Annotated in this window: 13 protein-coding genes; 5 read left to right on the top strand and 8 right to left on the bottom strand. The window is 57.4% G+C overall.

Annotation, left to right across the window (positions count from 1 at the left end):
* Window position 1: 1 nt before the first annotated feature.
* Window positions 2–1,141, bottom strand: a complete 1,140-nt coding sequence (locus ATO67_RS07625) for an NAD(P)/FAD-dependent oxidoreductase (protein WP_067646373.1) — start codon at window positions 1,139–1,141, stop codon at window positions 2–4.
* A gap of 208 nt (window positions 1,142–1,349) precedes the next feature.
* Here ATO67_RS07625 and ATO67_RS07620 point away from each other — a divergent pair, with 208 nt between their 5' ends.
* From ATO67_RS07620 to ATO67_RS07605, 4 genes are read left to right on the top strand one after another with little or no spacing between them, the layout of a single operon-like run.
* Entirely contained in the window at window positions 1,350–3,434 is a 2,085-nt protein-coding gene (locus tag ATO67_RS07620) for a hydantoinase/oxoprolinase family protein (RefSeq protein ID WP_067647267.1), read from the top strand.
* 6 nt (window positions 3,435–3,440) lie between these two features.
* Complete coding sequence (locus ATO67_RS07615) at window positions 3,441–5,429, top strand: hydantoinase B/oxoprolinase family protein (protein WP_067646370.1); 1,989 nt, start codon at window positions 3,441–3,443, stop codon at window positions 5,427–5,429.
* Window positions 5,426–5,749, top strand: coding sequence for a (2Fe-2S)-binding protein (locus ATO67_RS07610; protein WP_067646367.1), 324 nt, complete (start codon window positions 5,426–5,428; stop codon window positions 5,747–5,749). Before ATO67_RS07615 ends, ATO67_RS07610 begins: the two co-directional genes overlap by 4 nt.
* A complete protein-coding gene (locus ATO67_RS07605) occupies window positions 5,746–7,113 on the top strand; it encodes an FAD/NAD(P)-dependent oxidoreductase (protein WP_067646364.1) in 1,368 nt (455 codons plus the stop codon). The genes ATO67_RS07610 and ATO67_RS07605 overlap by 4 nt, the downstream gene beginning before the upstream one ends.
* Before the next feature lie 176 nt (window positions 7,114–7,289).
* Here ATO67_RS07605 and ATO67_RS07600 read toward each other — a convergent pair whose 3' ends face one another.
* On the bottom strand, window positions 7,290–8,615 hold the full coding sequence (locus ATO67_RS07600) for an NAD(P)/FAD-dependent oxidoreductase (protein WP_067646361.1): 1,326 nt from the start codon (window positions 8,613–8,615) through the stop codon (window positions 7,290–7,292).
* Window positions 8,616–8,841: 226 nt separating this feature from the next.
* Here ATO67_RS07600 and ATO67_RS07595 point away from each other — a divergent pair, with 226 nt between their 5' ends.
* Window positions 8,842–9,318 (top strand): Lrp/AsnC family transcriptional regulator, encoded by a 477-nt coding sequence (locus tag ATO67_RS07595; RefSeq protein ID WP_067646358.1) that lies wholly within the window; start codon window positions 8,842–8,844, stop codon window positions 9,316–9,318.
* 11 nt (window positions 9,319–9,329) lie between these two features.
* On the opposite strand, the gene ATO67_RS07590 is transcribed toward ATO67_RS07595, so the two are convergent.
* From ATO67_RS07590 to ATO67_RS07565, 6 genes are all read right to left on the bottom strand, one after another.
* On the bottom strand, window positions 9,330–10,994 hold the full coding sequence (locus ATO67_RS07590) for an ABC transporter ATP-binding protein (RefSeq protein WP_067646356.1): 1,665 nt from the start codon (window positions 10,992–10,994) through the stop codon (window positions 9,330–9,332).
* Window positions 10,994–11,842: an ABC transporter permease gene (locus ATO67_RS07585; RefSeq protein WP_425352191.1), complete on the bottom strand. Its 849-nt coding sequence runs from the start codon at window positions 11,840–11,842 to the stop codon at window positions 10,994–10,996. Before ATO67_RS07585 ends, ATO67_RS07590 begins: the two co-directional genes overlap by 1 nt.
* Window positions 11,839–12,789, bottom strand: a complete 951-nt coding sequence (locus tag ATO67_RS07580) for an ABC transporter permease (RefSeq protein WP_067646350.1) — start codon at window positions 12,787–12,789, stop codon at window positions 11,839–11,841. The genes ATO67_RS07585 and ATO67_RS07580 overlap by 4 nt, the downstream gene beginning before the upstream one ends.
* A 131-nt stretch (window positions 12,790–12,920) precedes the next feature.
* Window positions 12,921–14,534, bottom strand: a complete 1,614-nt coding sequence (locus ATO67_RS07575; protein WP_067647264.1) for an ABC transporter substrate-binding protein — start codon at window positions 14,532–14,534, stop codon at window positions 12,921–12,923.
* A gap of 75 nt (window positions 14,535–14,609) precedes the next feature.
* Window positions 14,610–15,326 (bottom strand): HAD-IA family hydrolase, encoded by a 717-nt coding sequence (locus ATO67_RS07570; RefSeq protein ID WP_067647261.1) that lies wholly within the window; start codon window positions 15,324–15,326, stop codon window positions 14,610–14,612.
* A gap of 232 nt (window positions 15,327–15,558) precedes the next feature.
* Complete coding sequence (locus ATO67_RS07565) at window positions 15,559–16,932, bottom strand: aspartate aminotransferase family protein (protein ID WP_067646347.1); 1,374 nt, start codon at window positions 16,930–16,932, stop codon at window positions 15,559–15,561.
* Window positions 16,933–16,940: the final 8 nt, after the last annotated feature.

Raw genomic sequence — 16,940 nt, 5'->3', positions numbered from 1 at the left:
ATTAATCGGCACTCTCCGTTAGTGTTTGCTTGACAGCACGAAAGCGCCCGGGACGAAAATCGTGTAACGGAACGTCGCTCCTGCCGGTATGGATGATTTCGGCCATCACGTCGCCAACCCCTGGCCCAAGCTGAAAACCGTGTCCGCTGAAACCGAATGCATGGAAAAGCCCGGGCATCGTGGAGGAGGCCCCCATAACAGGAAGGCCATCTTCTACATAGCCCTCACATCCGGACCAGGTTCGGATCACAGAGACATTGGCGAGCGCGGGGAGAATTGGCAAGAGCGACCGCAACTGGCCAGGCAGGCGGGCAGGATCTGCGAATGCGTGACCGGTGTCTATGGAAACATCAGTGCGCTCTGCTCCACCGCCGAACACGATATTGCCGCGTTCAACCTGCCGAAGGTAGCCGCCACCATGATCGTGACCCCAAACGCCGACAACCGGAATGATCCGATGAGGGAGTGGTTCGGTTACCCCCATCTGCGGCCCCCGAGCCGTGATAGGAACCGGCTCACCAAATTGTTTTGCGATTGCGGCCCCCCAAACGCCAGCCGCATTGAGCAGATATTGCGTGCCGTAAGAGCCTTTGGACGTGTCGACCTCGAAACCGCTGGACGTCTTCCTGATCGCCGAGACATTTGCCTCTTCGATGATGTCGGCACCCAGCCGTCGTGCCGCATCGGCGAAAGCTGGTGCGATCAGGCGCGGATTTCCGCTGCCGTCCTTTGGCGAGTAGGACGCGCCTATGGCGGTTGGCCCCAGACCGGGAAAACGGGCCCGTATCTCGGCTGGCGTCAGTTCGTCGAGATCAAGACCCCATGGGCGGGCATCCTGGGCGAAGCTGCGCATATCCGCGAGCCCCTTTTTGCTGAATACCAGTCGCAGATGACCAGTTGCGCGAAACTCGACGTCACGCCCCAGCATTTCTGCAGCCTTTGCCCAAAGTTCAAGCGACCTGTTTGCCAGCGGAAGCTGTGGCAGGTAGCGCCCGCTACGGCGGATGTTGCCAAAAGAAGCGACCGTTGCACCGCTGCCGACCCTGTTGCGCTCGATCAGGGTGACGCGCAATCCGCGACGCGACAAAAAATAGGTAGCAGCGGAGCCCATCAAGCCGCCGCCCAAAACGATCACGTCCATCTCGTCCTCCATCTTCGAAGTGGCGTTACCGTTCGCAATCGCGAGTACGCTTGTCAAAGTCGAGATCGCCCACCTCCCATAAGTCAGGGCTATGACCACTTACGACGCAGCCCATAACCAAACCCTATGAGAGGTAATCGTTTCGCGCTTGGACCGCGATACGTCTCCCATGCAAGCTTCGGGGCGAGCAATGTGAGAGGGAATGGACATGGCAAATGCCGCAGCACCGGTGACGGAGATCAAAGAAGCGCAGAACTGGAAGATCGGCGTCGATATAGGCGGAACCTTTATGGATTTTTGCGCCCTTGAAACGCGATCGGGACGTGTTGCGTCACTCAAGGTGCTGACAACGCCCGACGAGCCCGGTGCGGAACTCATGACCGGGCTGACCATACTCGCTGAGCGTGAAGGGCTTGATCCGGCAAGTGTCACCCGTTTCGTCCACGGAACGACCGTTGGGATCAACACAGTTATCCAGCGGCGCGGTGCCGCGCTTGCCCTTTTTACCAATGCGGGGTTCGAAGACGTCATTGAACTGGCGCGATTGCGCATGCCGGACGTCTATTCACTCTTCTGCTCTCGACCCGAACAACTAATTGCCCGTGATATGATCTTCGGCATTCCGGTGCGCCTGCGGGCGGATGGAAGTGAAGCGCAAGCTCCGGACATGACGGCGGTCGCCGCTGCGGTATCGTCCGCACGGTCGAAGGGTGCATCCGGCATTATCATCTCATTCCTTCATTCCTGGCGTGGCGGTGCGCAGGAGGAAGCCGTGAAGGCGGAAATAGAGCGGATCGCTCCGGATTTTTTTGTTTTCGCTTCGTCAGAGGTTTGGCCAGTCATTCGCGAATATGAACGCACGACAACGGCAATCCTCAACGGCTACGTTCATCCTCGCGTTTCGGGTTACCTGACCGCTTTGGAGGAAAAGCTGGTGGCACACGGTGTGACGGCGCCCGCACTGCTGACCAAGTCTAATGGTGGCGTCATGAACGCGACGGAAGGCAAGCGCTCATGCGTGCAGATGCTCCTGTCGGGGACTGCGTCAGGCGTCATAGGTGCTGCGTGGCTTGCGCGTCGTGCCGGTGAAAAAAACATACTGACGCTTGATATCGGCGGCACGTCGGCGGACTTTGCCCTGATCATCGATGGCGAGCCGCAATTTGGTACCGGCGAGCTGATCGGTGAGTTCCCACTGCATGTCCCTTCGGTTTCGGTAAGTTCGATCGGCATCGGCGGTGGCTCCATTGCAAGCATCGATTCCCATGGCATTCTGCGCGTTGGGCCGGAATCGGCCGGCTCCACACCCGGTCCGGCATGTTACGGTCGCGGGGGTGCACGCGCTACCGTGACCGATGCGATGGCCGTTTGCGGTTGGCTCGGGCACAGCCAGATGGCGTATGGGCAACTGCAAATCGACGTCGATGCCGCCCGCGCTGTCGTCGCCATACTTGCCGACCAAACCGGTCGCTCGGTCGAGGAAGCTGCCCAGGCGATAATCGACATCGCCATTTCGGAGATGTTCGTCGAAGTCGAAAAACTCGCCTCCAGGGCTGGTGTCGATCTGCGCGACTTCACGTTGATGCCTTTTGGCGGCGGCGGCCCTATGCTTGGTGCATTCCTAGCGCGTGAATTTCGCATGGCCAAGGTCATCGGGCCGCGGCGCCCCGGCGTTGTCTCGGCGCTTGGCGGTCTGGTTGCGGACCTGCGCGGAGATTTTATCCGAACGGTCTTTACGCATCTTGATAGCTCGGTGGCTTCGCTTTTGCGAGACACGCTGGAAGGACTTGCCAAGGAGGGTAAGGCCTGGCTTCAAAAACAGGGGCAGACCGGCCCGGCCGACCTGAACATCTCAGCTGACATGCGTTATGTCGGACAGAGTTTCGAGATCGAGGTTCCACTGGAGTGGGAATGGATCGCTCAGGGTAGGATCGACGCGATGGAGCAGGCGTTCCATGCCATGCATGCGCGGATTTACGATTTTCACGATCCGGACGGTGCTATCGAAATTGTCAATCTGCGCTTGGCGGCAATTGGCGCTGGCCCAGTACTCGAGTTTCCTATTCAAGCGGAAGAACCTGCGGTGATCCCGCAACCGGACCGGACCATTTCGGTGTTTACCGGCAAAACGGTCGAACAGATCGGGCTGTACCGCCGCGATCTGCTTCGGCCCGGCGGATGCTTCAACGGTCCGGCCGTGGTGGCCCAGGAAGATACGACCTTCGCCATTCCCGCCGGGACCTTGGTCGAGATCGACCGTCATCTGAATATGCATCTGACATTTCCGGAGTAACAGATAATGCTCGATCCATTGAACCTCCAGGTATTTGCAAACCACACGCGGGCTGCCGCTGAAAACATGGCCTATACGCTGCAACGTACGGCCCATTCCGCCTTCGTCAAGGAGACGGAAGACTTCACGGTGATGCTCGTCAACCGCAGAGGCGAGACGTTCGGTGTTCCGCTCGGGCTCGGCGCAACCTGGTATCCCGGTCTTACCTACACCCGCGCGATCGACATGATCGCCGATTACAAGCCCGGCGATGTGGCCTTCACCAACGATCCCTATTCGTGCTTCGTCGCCACCCACGCGCCGGATACACATCTTTGGAAGCCGGTCTTTTTCGAAGGGGAGATCATCGCCTGGACCGGAGGCCATATCCATAACACGGATATGGGCGGCGCAGTGCCAGCTTCGCTATCGCGTGCGCTAACGGAAATACATCAGGAAGGGATCCGCTTTCCGCCGATGAAGTTGGTCAACGAGGGAGTGTTTGACGAGAATATCCTCCGGATCATGACCACCAATGTGCGCAAGCCCGATCTCAACATTGGGGATATCAAGGCGCTTGTGGGCGCGCTCAATACGGGGGAGCGCAAGATCCTCGCCATGGTGGAAAAATTTGGTAAGGAGGCGTTTCTGGAAGGCGCAGAGGTGCTGCTTGACCACGCTGAGGCCCAAGCGCGCGATATTCTGCGTTCGATGCCTGACGGGACATGGGAGTTTGTCGACTATGCCGATGAAGACAGCGTAGAGGCAAACCCGTGCCGCCTGAAACTGAGACTGACGATCACAGGTGGCGACGCCATTCTTGATTTTACCGGGTCAGATCCACAGCTCGGCTCTTCCCTCAATGTTCCCTCCGGTGGTGATCCGCGGCACACGATCCTTCTGGTTGGCGTCTATTATGTCCTTTACACGCTCAACCCGAAAATCCTTCTCAACACAGGCCTGACGCGCCCCTTCACCTGCATAACCCCGGAGGGTAGCGTTCTCAATCCGGTGTCGCCCGCAGCCGTCGGTATGCGTTCGCTGACATGCGCACGTCTACGTTCCGTCATCTTCGGTGCCTTCTCTCAAGTGGTACCTCATCTCCTTCCGGCAGCGCCTGCGGGCAATAACTGCATCGTCAATGTCATGACCACTGATGAGCGCAACGGCCGCACAATTATTGCGGCGGTCAATCCTGTTGTCGGCGGCGGCGGGGGCATGCCCCATCGCGACGGCACCAATGGATCGGGCGCGGATGCCGCCTATCTGAAAAATACACCGATTGAGATTACCGAGACTGAAGTTCCGATCGAGTTTGTCAGGTATGGGCTCGCGATCGACAGTGGTGGCGCAGGACGGTGGCGCGGTGGACTGGCAACCGAACTCGCGTTCCGGGTATTCGCTCCCGGCAGCCGCATCACGGCGCGAAACCGCGACCGCAGCTTCTTCCGTCCATGGGGCGTGCTGGGTGGAAAGGCCGCAGGCCTGTCCGATATGGTCGTCAATCCAGGCGGCGAGGACCATCATCGCCTCGGAAATATAGACACTGCGGTTCTTCAGCCAGGTGACGTTCTGGCAATCCGTTCGGCAGGCGGAGGTGGTCGCGGGAATCCGATGGAGCGGGAAGCCTGGCGGGTCTTGCAGGACGTCGACCGCGGCTACGTTTCCCTGGAGGCCGCCGAAAGGGACTACGGCGTCGTTATCCAGAATGGTGAGATCAACGAGGCTCTTACCGCTAAGCTCAGAGCGTCACGGACGAAATCCAGCGCACATTTTCACTACGGTCCCGAGCGCGAAGGCTATGAGGCGCAGTGGACGCCGGATGCATATGCACTGTTGACGGACACCCTGGCGGCTCTTCCAATTCATTGGCGGTTTTTCATCAAGACCGAGATATTTCGCCGTATGAAGGGAAGAGCGGGGCAAGACGGGGTGGCTCAAGCGCTGGCAGAGGTGCGGGTGCGGTTTCCTGGAATGCCGATACTCACGCGGCCTGTCAAAGAGGCGGCCGAATGATCCGGAAATGGCCAAAAGCGACTGATACCGGCCGGATCGTCAGGCTTGCCGAGCAGGGCAGGCCGCCCATCCGCTTCCGGCTCAATGGTACCGAATGCGAGGCTCTGAGCGGTGATACGGTGCTGACGGCTATCCTGCTTTCGGAAAAAGCCCTGCGGCGCTCTGAATTTGGCCCAGAGTCGCGTGCTGGATTCTGCTTGATGGGTACCTGCCAGGATTGTTGGGTATGGCAGGAAGATGGAAGCCGGTTACGGGCATGCACCACGTTTATTGCTGAAGGAATGGGTCTGAAAACAGACGCACCGGAGGAATGGCAATGACGATGAAAAGCGAAGAAAGAGTAGTGATTGTGGGTGCGGGGCCTGCCGGCATGCGGGCCGCCGAAACCTTGGTCGCTGCAGGCGTAACGCCTGTCATCATTGACGAGGGTCTTAAATCTGGGGGGCAAATCTATCGGCGTCCTCCAGATGGCTTTCAGCGTCCGCCTGAAAAGCTTTACGGATCGGAGGCTCGCAAGGCTGTCGATCTTCATGGCGTGTTTGATCAGTTGGTCGCATCGGGGAAGCTGGATTATCATCCACAATGCTCGGTCCTGGCGGTCGCGCAAAACATTCTCTACGTCCTGACGCCAGCCGGACGACGGGAGTTTGCCTATGATCGTCTCATTCTGGCGACCGGAGCGATGGACCGGGTGGCGCCGGTTCCGGGGTGGCAGGCGCCAGGCGTCTACAGCCTTGGCGCTGCGCAAATTGCGCTGAAGTCGCAGGGTGTTGCTCTCGGCCGTGAAATTGTTCTCGCGGGCTCGGGTCCCTTGTTGACCCTTGTCGCGGCACAATTGCTGATGGCCGGAGCAAATATTCGCGCCGTTCTCGATACGTCGAGCTTGACCACCCAACTCTCTGGATTATGGGGAATGCTTGCCAGACCCCGCGTGGTGCTGCGCGGTTTATTCTTGCGTGCGAAGCTGGGTCGTCTCTACCATTTGGGCGTGCGGTTGGAGGAGATCGTCAGTGACGCAAATGGGCCGACTGGCGTTCGCTGGAAGAACATTTCCGGTGAGACACGCTACACCGCGTGCGATATGGTCGGGCTTGGCTGGCACCTGCGTTCGGAAACACATCTGGCCGGACTTGCGGGTTGCAGTTTCGATTACGACCACGATTGGGCTCAGTGGATCCCGCGCGCTGACCGAATGGGCAGAGCGGGCAACGGGCTGTATCTTGCCGGCGATGGGTTGAAAATACTCGGCGCAGACGGGGCAGAGATCGCCGGCAGACTTGCCGCAACCGGATGTCTTATCGACATGGGCGTGGCTGCGCCTGGCACGGCACGCGATGTCAGCCTGCTGGGTCGTTATGAGCGCTTTGCACGGGGCATGGCTCGGGCCTTTCCATGGCCGCGTGATATGGTTCGGGCCGTACCAGATGAAACAATTGTATGTCGCTGCGAGGGAATCACCGCTGGGCAGCTGCGCGAGAATGTCATTTATGGAGGTTCGGAGGTTAACCGCGTAAAATCTCTATCACGGGTCGGGATGGGGAGATGCCAAGGACGGTTCTGTCAGATTGCTGGTGCTGAGCTCATAGCCGCTCAAGCGGGTGTCAGAGCTTGCGAGGTGGGCCGCTTGCGTGAGCAGGGACCGGTTCGTCCGCTTCCGATCGGCGCATGGGTCGAGGATGCCTAGCAAATTCCGTCCTTTTGAAGTCTGTGGCCGCGAAAAGGGTCACACGGCTTCGCACAATAAGGACATTTTTGCACCCAATGCCCTCGTGCCACCCGAACCGGTTTTGCAATCTAGGCCGAGGGGGCAATGGTTTGAGTCGCCATCATTCATTCGATTTGATGCCATGAGCACCGAACTCAAAACTCCGCGACCTTGCCCCAGACGGATGTGTTAAGGCGGGCTGGGCGGTATGGGACCGGGTCGACAAGCGGTCGTGCCCCGGTGACAATATCGGCCACCAGATGGCCGGCACCCGGGCCGATGCCAAAGCCGTGTCCACTGAAACCGGCGGCCAAAATGAGACCCGGAACGGTTTCGACCTCGCCTATGGCTGGCACACCATCCGGCGTGCTGTCGATAAAACCGGCCCAGGCATTGGCAATTGTCGTCTTCCGCAGTTCCGGCAGCAAATCCTGCGCCCGGCGAAAGGTTTCGTCTATTTGCGCCTGGTCGGGTTTGGGATCGAGAATGCGGTTCTTCTCCATTGGGGTTATGGCGTCCATGCGCCATTTTTTCAGGGTCTCATGACCGGCCTTCCAGCCTTCCAGCCCACCAAGTGCCAGGCTTTTTCGGCGTTTGAGGAACATCGGCACGAACTCACGGGAGAAGCGAAGCTGTTGCGGTGTGGGATCGACGCGAGCCCGGCCGCTGATCGCCAGCGTGTAGCCGCCATCGCCCCGGCTGGTGATGGAAACCTCTGCCGTGTGTAAAGCATCAGGCAGACCTTGTGCGCCTGGAGTCACCGATAAAATAGATGAACGAATGGCGGCTTGGGGAAACCGGATGCCGAGTTGGTGGCACAAGGACGACGCCCATGCACCGCCCGCCAGCACCACTGTTTTGGTTGTGATCGTTCCATGTTCGGTGACGACGCCTGAAACTTTGCCCCCCTGCAATTCCAGACCACGCGCGGCACACATCTGGTGCACGGTTCCGCCGAGCTTGATGATCGCACGCGCCACGACGGGTGCTGCCCGTGATGGATCGGCGATACCGTCTGTGGGCGAAAACACGCCACCCTTCCAATCCCTGTTGGTGGCGCGTCCACGCTCCCTTGCCTCATCCGCACTCAGCATATGTGTGGTCACACCGGCTGTGCGGGCAAAATCACGCCAGCGCGCCCAGCCTTCGAGTTCGGCTTCATTGTTGCTGAGATAGAGCAACCCGCACCGGCGAAAGCCTGTCTCTTCTCCGCTGTCCTGTGCGAAACGTTCCCACAGGGCCAGGCTATGCGTGGACATCGGTAATTCGCGAGCATCGCGGTTCTGCTGTCTGCACCAGCCCCAATTTCGGCTGCTCTGTTCGGCCCCGATGAGGCCCTTCTCGATCAGCGCCACCTTCAGTCCGCGCTGTGCCAGATAGTAGGCGGAAAATACCCCGGCCACGCCGCCGCCGATCACGACAGCGTCGGCGTCCTTGGGCAATTGGGATGAGGTTTCTATCCGGTAAAGCGGTGCGGGCATTGCGTTCTCCTACAGATGAGTCATTCTAGCAGTCTCGCCGTTTCGCACCTGCCGCAAGAGGTGGCTTGAGTAGCATTTTATTCTGTAGCCCTGCGCCGTGTCGCATCATTCTGCCAAAAACACTTTCGGCGTTTTTCTGCAAGAAAAATGCGGGCGGTTTAGCTTGTGCAACTTGCCACGCCGCATATTATGCTGCTCAGTTGTTTCGTAACAGGATGGTGTCAAAATGAAACTTGACCGGATCGATATCAAGATTCTCCATGAACTCCAGAAGAACGGTCGCATCACCAATGTCGAGCTGGCAGAACTTGTAAGCCTGTCACCCAGCCCCTGCCTCATGCGCGTCAAGAAATTGCAAGCGGAAGGCTTCATCACCAGCTATTCGGCGCAGATCAATATCGTCAAACTTGGTCAAACCCTTACCGTCTTCACCGAAGTAACCTTGAAGAATCATCGCCAGATTGATTTTGCCCGCTTTCTCGCAGCCGTGGAAAAACTGGATTCCGTCATCGAATGCCATCTCGTGTCTGGAGGTTACGATTATCTGCTGAAATTCGTCACCGCCAGCATCGGCGAGTATCAGGCTACAATGGAACGACTGATAGATTTAAATATCGGTGTCGACAAATATTTCAGCTTCGTCGTGCTGAAGTCACCTATCGTTAAACCGCATATTCCGCTGACCAGCCTCTTCCCGATATAACGTCGCCGCGTTCAGCGCTGTGCGAAAACACGAACCAGCTCAGGATCTCGCTCCAACCCGTCCAGCCAGCCCGTGTCGAGTTTGGGAACGGACGAAAACAGAAGTTTGGAATAGGGGTGTGCATTGGCGTTGCCTATGGCGGATGGCGGCATTTGTTCGACCTTTTCGCCCGCATACATCACAGCGATCTCATCGCAGATTGCCTGAACCACAGACAAATCATGGCTGATGAAAATGTATGAGAGCTTCAGCTCGCGCTGCAATTCCTTCAGCAGATCGATGATGGCAGCGGCGACGACCGTGTCGAGTGCCGAGGTAATCTCGTCGCAGAGAATAACCTTGGGGTTGGCTGCCAACGCTCGTGCAAGATTGATGCGCTGTTTCTGCCCGCCGGATAATTCGGCAGGGCGCCGGAATTTCATGTTGCGGGGCAATTGCACCATGTCCAGCAACTGGTTCACCCGTGCCTCGCGTGCGCGTCGGTCCATGCCATAATAGAATGCCAGCGGACGCTCCAGAATGTCGGAAATCGACTTGGACGGGTTGAGCGCCGTATCGGCAAACTGGAAAACGATCTGCATTTTGCGCAATTCTTCGCGCTGACGCTCACGAGCATTCGGCGCCAATTCCCTGCCGTCGAAAATGACGTGGCCTGATACTGGGGGCAAAATTCCGGCAATGGCGCGGGCCAGCGTGGATTTTCCACAGCCGGATTCGCCGATAATGCCTAGATTGCGGCCTTCTTCCAGCGAGATATCGACCGACTTCAGGGCTAGTGCCAGTGGCATACCGTTTGGTTGGATGGGGCCGTAACCTGCGACGATGCCCTTTGCTTCCAGCAACGGCTTCTTGCCAGTCACAGCATCCCGATCTGCCGCGCTTGCGTGGATGCGGGGTTTGAAGGCTGCGAGCAACTCTTGCGTATAGGGGTGTTTGGGGTGGTTTAGAATCTGGTCGGTGGTGCCGATTTCCTGGATTTCTCCACCTTTCAGAACGACGATACGGTCAGCGATCTGCGCAACGACGGCAAGATCATGCGATACGTATACGCCCGCAAGATTGCCTGCCTTCATCACGGATTTGAAAGCACGCAGCACTTCGATCTGGGTGGTCACGTCAAGTGCTGTCGTTGGCTCATCGAAAATGACCAGACGCGGATTACCGATCAGCGCCATGGCCGCCGAAAGCCGCTGCAATTGCCCGCCGGAGACCTGATGCGGGTAACGATTCCCAATGGTCTCGGCATTGGGCAGAGCCAGAGCGCGAAACAGTTCGACAGCTCTGGACTTTGCCTCCGCATCGCTCATCAACCCATGGATACGAACGACTTCGATGACCTGATCCATAACGCGCTGCGCTGGATTGAAGGCGGCAGCAGCACTTTGCGGGACATATGCGACCTCCGTGCCACGCAGTTTCGAAAGACCTTTCTGCGAGGTCGCAGCCATGTCGCTGCTGCCCAATCGCACCGAGCCGCCAACGATCTTGCAGCCCGGGCGGGTGTGGCCCATCATTGTCAAGGCAATTGTCGTTTTGCCCGAGCCACTCTCGCCGATCAAAGCAACGATTTCGCCGTCCGCAATGTCGAAACTGACACCGCGAATAATCTCGACGGTACGGCCTGTATCGGTTTTTGCCTCAACCTTGAGATCACGAACTTCAACGAGATTTGCCATCAAGCACTCCGGTCACGAATTTTCTGCGGCAGGTTGTCGATCAGCATGTTGACGCTGATGGTGAGGGTGGCAATCGCGATTGACGGAAAGATTACGGCTGGTGCGCCGAAGGACAGGCCACCAATGTTTTCCCGGACCAATGCGCCCCAATCTGCATTCGGGGGCTGTACACCAAGCCCAAGAAACGACAGGCCCGACAAAAGCAGCACGATGAACACGAAACGCAAGCCAAGATCGGCGAGCACAGGCCCCATTATATTGGGCAGGATTTCCGAGCGGATAATGTACAGTACGCCTTCGCCGCGTGCGCGGGCCACTGTCACGAAATCCATCGTATTGATGTTGACGGCAAGCGAGCGAGCAAAACGGTAGGATCCGGGCGTATAGATGATTGCCATCGTCATGATCAGAACGGGGATGGAGGGCCCCATCGCTGCAACGATGACGAGACCGAAAAGTTTGCTTGGAATGGAAATCAGTGCATCGAGAAAACGCGATAGGCATGTATCGAACCAGCCGCCGGAAACAGCAGCGCACATGCCGAGGGTTACACCGGTAAAGCAGGCGATGGCAACGGACGCCAGCGAAATGCCAACCGTGTAGCGCGCACCCATAAGGATGCGCGAAAAGATGTCGCGACCAAGATAGTCCGTTCCCATGATGAACTTTTGGGACATGGGACCAAAATAATCAAAATCGACAATCTCGCCGACGGGGTAGGGGATCAACAGCGGCGCGAAGATCGCGATGGCTGCCCAGAACAAGATGATCGTGAGCGCGGCGATACCGACAGCATTGAAACGATAGCCAAGCCTGCGCGGAGAAAGAACAGAGAATGTCATGGTCAGCGAAGCCTCGGATTGGCAACGATGGCAATAATGTCTGCAATGGTGATCAGGACGAGATAACCGAGGCAAAAAATCATGGCGCATGTCTGGATGAGCGGGAGGTCGCGGGTGGATACGGCATCGACCATCAACTTGGCGATGCCTGGGTAGTTGAAGATGGTCTCAACGATAATGACACCACCCAACAGATAGGAAACCGAAAGTGCAACCGCGTTGACGATCGGGCCAAGCGCATTTGGCAACGCATGTCGCAGAACCATGCGTGACCGTGACGCGCCCTTCAACAGTGCCATTTCCACATAGGGCGTATCAAGCGTTTCAATAACCGCCGCACGTGTCATGCGGATCATCTGCGCGGAAATCACGAAGCTCAGTGTGATGACGGGCATCGCGAAAACACGCAGAAGTTCTCCAAGGGAATGAACCTCGTTGGCGAAAGCAAGCGCGGGCAACCATTTGAGGTAGACGGCGAAAATCAGGACGGCGGACGTCGCGACCATGAATTCCGGCACGGAAATGACGGTGATGGAGACGGTGGTGACGATGCGGTCGTAGAGCGTGCCGCGCATAATGGCAGCCGTTATCCCGAGTGTCAGCGCAATAGGAATGGAAAACAGCGCAGTCACTGCGGCCAGCTTCATCGTGTTGGCCAGTCGCCCACCGATGAGATCAACGATCTCCATATTATTTGCGTAGGATTTACCAAGATCTCCCATAAAAAGGCCCGCAAGCCAACGCAGGAACCGCAAGATTGCGGGATCATCGAGGTGCATTGCGGTTCTCAGTCCCGCTACTGCTTCAGGCGTTGCCGATTGCCCGAGCAGGATTTGCGCAACATCGCCCGGTAGCATTTCGGTTGCAAAAAAAACGGCAAATGAGACGATCAGCAATGTGATGACAGCGACAAAAAGCCGATTTATGACAAGTGCAAGGACATGTTTGTTCATGTGGCCTCTCTTTCGGAAGTGATCCCGCTTTCGTCGCATATCACTGTCAGGCCAAACGGGTCCGATGGCAATGCTCTGAAGCAGATGGACTTTTGCCCGCAGCGTCACTGCGGCGGGCAAAAGTTCAGGGATCAGGCCTCAAGCCATACGTGCTCGGCGAAGGCGTAACCCATCATTCCGCCAAGCGGGCTTGATTGCAGGCCCTTGAGCTTGGAAGAGATGCCATCGACGTTGGATATATAAACCGGGATGATTGTTCCAGCTTCTTCCGCAATCATGACCTGCATCTCGTTATAAATCGTTTTGCGCTTCTCGATGTCCAGCAAGCCGCGCGCCTCCACCAGCATCTTGTCGAACTTCTCCGACTTGTACTGGCTTTCATTCCAAGGCGCATTGGACGCATAAAGAAGCGAGAAGAGAATATCGGGCGTCGGGCGCGGATTGATGTTACCGAAATGGACCGGTGCCTTTAGCCAGTAGTTAGACCAGTAACCGTCGGACGGCACGCGCTGGACATCGAACTTCATGCCAAGCTCGGCGCCTGCGGCCTGAACCACCATGGCCATGTCGATAGAGGAGCTTGCGGCTTCGGAGGCGACAATCGGGATGGACTGACCGATGAGGCCGGCTTTTTCGAAGTGGAACTTCGCCTTGTCAGGGTCGAACGCCTTCGGCTTCAAATCCTTGTTGTGATACATGTTGGCTGGCGAGACAGGCTGGTCGTTGCCGATTTCGGCCAGACCACGCAGCACAGACTTCTGAATCTGCTCGCGATTGACCATATATTTCATGCCCTGCACAAAATCGGCCTTGTTGCCGGGAGCCATGTCGAGGCGCATGTTGAGGTTGGTGTAGTTGCCGGAAGTCGTCTTGGAGATAACAACGTTCGGCTGCCCTTCCATAAGCCGGATAGCGCGCGGGTTCACGGACGCGGCAAGCTGAATATCGCCTGCCAGAAGCGCGTTGACGCGGGCGGTATCGTCTGAGATCGCGAAGAACTCGAAGGAGTCGAGATATGGACCTTCCGACTTCCAGTAGTTCTTGTTCTTCGTGGCGACGGAACGAACACCCGGCTCGAAAACCTCGCAGACGAAAGCGCCGGTGCCGTTGGCCTTGGCAAAGTCCGTGGTTCCATCGGCAATGATCATGAAGTGGTGCAGCGCCAAAATGGTCGGCAAATCGGCGTTCGCATTTGCAAGCGTAATTTCGATGGTCAGATCATCAACGGCTTTGAAGCCTGTCATCTGCTTGGCGATGGAGTTGACTTTAGAGCCGACGGCGGGGTCGAGATGGCGCTTGAGAGAATAGATGACGTCCGCCGATGTCAGCGATTTGCCATCGTGGAACGTCACGCCCTTGCGCAGCTTGACGGTCCAGACCATGGCGTCCTTACTGTCGATGCTCTCCGCCAGCTCCATCTTTGTCATGCCCGCCTCATCAATGGTGGACAGGCGGTTATAGAAAGCGCAGCAGCGAACATAATCGGTTGAAAGCGATGCTTTGGCCGGGTCGAGCGTATCGGCGGTAGAGGATGACCAGCCAGCTGCCTTGAGAGAACCGCCGGACACGGGTGCTGCGGCGAGCGCCTGACCGGCGCGTCCGAGAATGGCAGAGCCTGCAGACATGGCAATGCCCCCTGCCGTCAGCATCTTGAGCAGGTCGCGTCGGCTCGCGCCACGGCGGATGGCGTTTTCGACCATCGCATCGTCGGTGGATGTCCAGTTCATCATGGAATTGTCTGTCATGTTCATTCCCCTTTTTGTTGAGTTCATCCGGGTCGAACGGCTTATGGCGCCGCTTTTTACCCATTGCGGGCAGTTTCAGGCGTCACTTTTCTCCCCGACGGCATCAGCAAGTGCGGCCATGGAGGTGAAGTGGAAATCGGGCTTCGTGAAGTTTTCGGGCTCGATCGTTCCGCCGTAGCCCTTCTGAGCATGGCGTCTTTCGATCCAGCAGTTCGTCATCCCGAGCTTTCGGGAAATCCCGATGTCGTGGTATTGGCTTTGTGCGACATGCAGGATGTCGTCCTTGGTGCTGCCCTCGGATTGAACGAATTCGAAGACATGTTGGAAAAATGCAGGATCCGGCTTTTCGGTGCCCGTGTCATCCGCAGTGAAACCTTGATAAAACGGATTTCCAAGTTCTTCGGAAAAGCATTCGAAGGCCCAACGCTGGGCGTTCGTCATCGCGATCAGCTTATAGCGTTTCGCAAGCTGGGCCAGTGCCTGTACGCTATCGGGAAACGCCTTCCAGCTTTTTGCAGAATCGCGGAGCCGTTCACCAAGAGCACGCTCGGCAGGCAAGCCAAGGTCTGGAGCGATCACCAGGTAGACGCGAACGAGGTCATCGGGAAACAGACCGACATCCGGCAAATAACGGGCCTTGCGATACAAGGCGAGAGCGGCCTCGCCATCGATGTCGACGCCGCGTTCCGTACCAATCTGCTTCAGGCAGTGTGTCAGGCCGCTTTCAAAATCGATCAGCGTGCCAACCACGTCGAAGCTCAGATATTTGAAGTCTGCTAAACTCTTCGGCAATATCATTCTCCTGTTTCAAAAAAAGCGGATCGCGGATGATTTTGGTTGCCCTCACAGAATTCTATGCTGTCCGTTTTTTACCCTCAAGCGCTTCTTCTACGGCTTTTTTGCCATATTCTGCTTTCTTCCCAGCCATCATCGCAACAATCACTGGCGAGATACACTGAATGATCGAACCGCTGCGGCAGAATATTCCGAATATCCTGCCAAAGCGGTATTTCCCGCACAGCCCTCACGCCATAGCTGAGCGAACGTCCGGGTCATTCAGCGTTTGATCGAGCGTCAAGCGGGTACGCTCGATGATGGCATCTATGTCGCTTTCCGTGCAGCACAGCGGTGGTGCGTAGCCGAGAACGCCATTACCGAATGCGCGGATGACGAGGCCGTTATCCCAGGCGCGGTCGAAAATACGGCGCGATGGATCGGCGGCAGCGGGTAGAGGCGTCTTCTTCTGCTTGTCCGTCACCAGTTCGATGGCGGCCAGCATCCCGCGCCCGCGCACGTCTCCCACCAGCGGATGGTCCTTAAGGCTTTCCAGTCCGGCCATTAGCCGAGCGCCAGCTTTCACCCCGTTTTCAAGAAGCCCGTTCTCGTAAAGTCTCAAGACTTCCAGACCCACGGCGGCGCTGACCGGGTGTGCCGAATAGGTATAGCCATGGCCTATTGCGGCCGCACCTGCACCATCTGCAATGGTATTATAGACTTTGTCCGACATGAATACGGCCCCCATGGGGACATAGCCAGAGGTCAGACCTTTCGCCGTTGTCATGAAATCCGGCACAACATCATCGTCCGAACACGCAAACAACGGTCCGGTCCGACCAAAGCCGGTGATGACCTCGTCGGCGACCAGCAGTACGTCATACTGCTTGCAGACCTCATGCATCGCTTTCAGCCATCCCGTCGGTGGCACGAGAACGCCGCCTGAACCCTGGATCGGCTCCACGTAAAATGCCGCAACATGCTCCGCACCGATCTCCTCTATCTTTGCTTTCAGTACAGCAACGGAAGAGGCGATGATGGCTTGCGGGTCGGTGCCGGCAGGGTTGCGATAAGCATAGTGAGACGGAATTTTGTGCTGCCAGTCAAATGGCAGGCCGAAGCCTGCATGGAAGACCGGAAGTGCCGTGAGGCCAGCGCCGACTGTGCTGGAGCCGTGATAGCCCTGTTCGAGCGAGATGAACTGGTCCTTCTCCGGCGTGCCGAGCGAGTGATAATAATATCGGATAAAGCGAACCGTACTGTCCACCGCATCGGACCCGCCAAGCGTGAAGTAGATATGGTTGAGATCACCCGGCGCACGATCTGCAAGTTCCGATGCCAACCGGATCGCCGGTTCCGAACCGAGGCTGAAATAGCCTGTCGCGTAGGGAAGCTCGCGCATCTGTTTTGCCGCCGCCTCCACGATGCTCTCGTGGCCGTAACCAGCGTTGACGCACCAAAGGCCCGCAAACCCATCGATCATCTGATGGCCGGTCATGTCGGTGACGGTGGCACCTTTGGCAGACTTTAAAACGCGCACGCCGAGTTTTTCGTGGCCGCGGTAGGACGCAACCGGATGAATCAGATGTGCGCGGTCGAGTTCGATAAGGGAATTGCTGAGCATAATGTTCT

Source organism: Agrobacterium bohemicum (assembly GCF_001562555.1).
GTDB lineage: Bacteria > Pseudomonadota > Alphaproteobacteria > Rhizobiales > Rhizobiaceae > Agrobacterium > Agrobacterium bohemicum.
This window is presented reverse-complemented; position numbering and strand designations above follow the sequence as displayed.

Excerpts from the sequence above, each read along its gene's own strand:
- ATO67_RS07610 (WP_067646367.1), top strand. The coding sequence starts at position 5,426 with ATGATCCGGAAATGGCCAAAAGCGACTGATACCGGCCGGATCGTCAGG.
- ATO67_RS07595 (WP_067646358.1), top strand. The coding sequence starts at position 8,842 with ATGAAACTTGACCGGATCGATATCAAGATTCTCCATGAACTCCAGAAG.
- ATO67_RS07615 (WP_067646370.1), top strand. The coding sequence starts at position 3,441 with ATGCTCGATCCATTGAACCTCCAGGTATTTGCAAACCACACGCGGGCT.
- ATO67_RS07605 (WP_067646364.1), top strand. The coding sequence starts at position 5,746 with ATGACGATGAAAAGCGAAGAAAGAGTAGTGATTGTGGGTGCGGGGCCT.
- ATO67_RS07575 (WP_067647264.1), bottom strand. The coding sequence starts at position 14,534 with ATGACAGACAATTCCATGATGAACTGGACATCCACCGACGATGCGATG.
- ATO67_RS07580 (WP_067646350.1), bottom strand. The coding sequence starts at position 12,789 with ATGAACAAACATGTCCTTGCACTTGTCATAAATCGGCTTTTTGTCGCT.
- ATO67_RS07565 (WP_067646347.1), bottom strand. The coding sequence starts at position 16,932 with ATGCTCAGCAATTCCCTTATCGAACTCGACCGCGCACATCTGATTCAT.
- ATO67_RS07625 (WP_067646373.1), bottom strand. The coding sequence starts at position 1,141 with ATGGACGTGATCGTTTTGGGCGGCGGCTTGATGGGCTCCGCTGCTACC.
- ATO67_RS07600 (WP_067646361.1), bottom strand. The coding sequence starts at position 8,615 with ATGCCCGCACCGCTTTACCGGATAGAAACCTCATCCCAATTGCCCAAG.
- ATO67_RS07620 (WP_067647267.1), top strand. The coding sequence starts at position 1,350 with ATGGCAAATGCCGCAGCACCGGTGACGGAGATCAAAGAAGCGCAGAAC.
- ATO67_RS07590 (WP_067646356.1), bottom strand. The coding sequence starts at position 10,994 with ATGGCAAATCTCGTTGAAGTTCGTGATCTCAAGGTTGAGGCAAAAACC.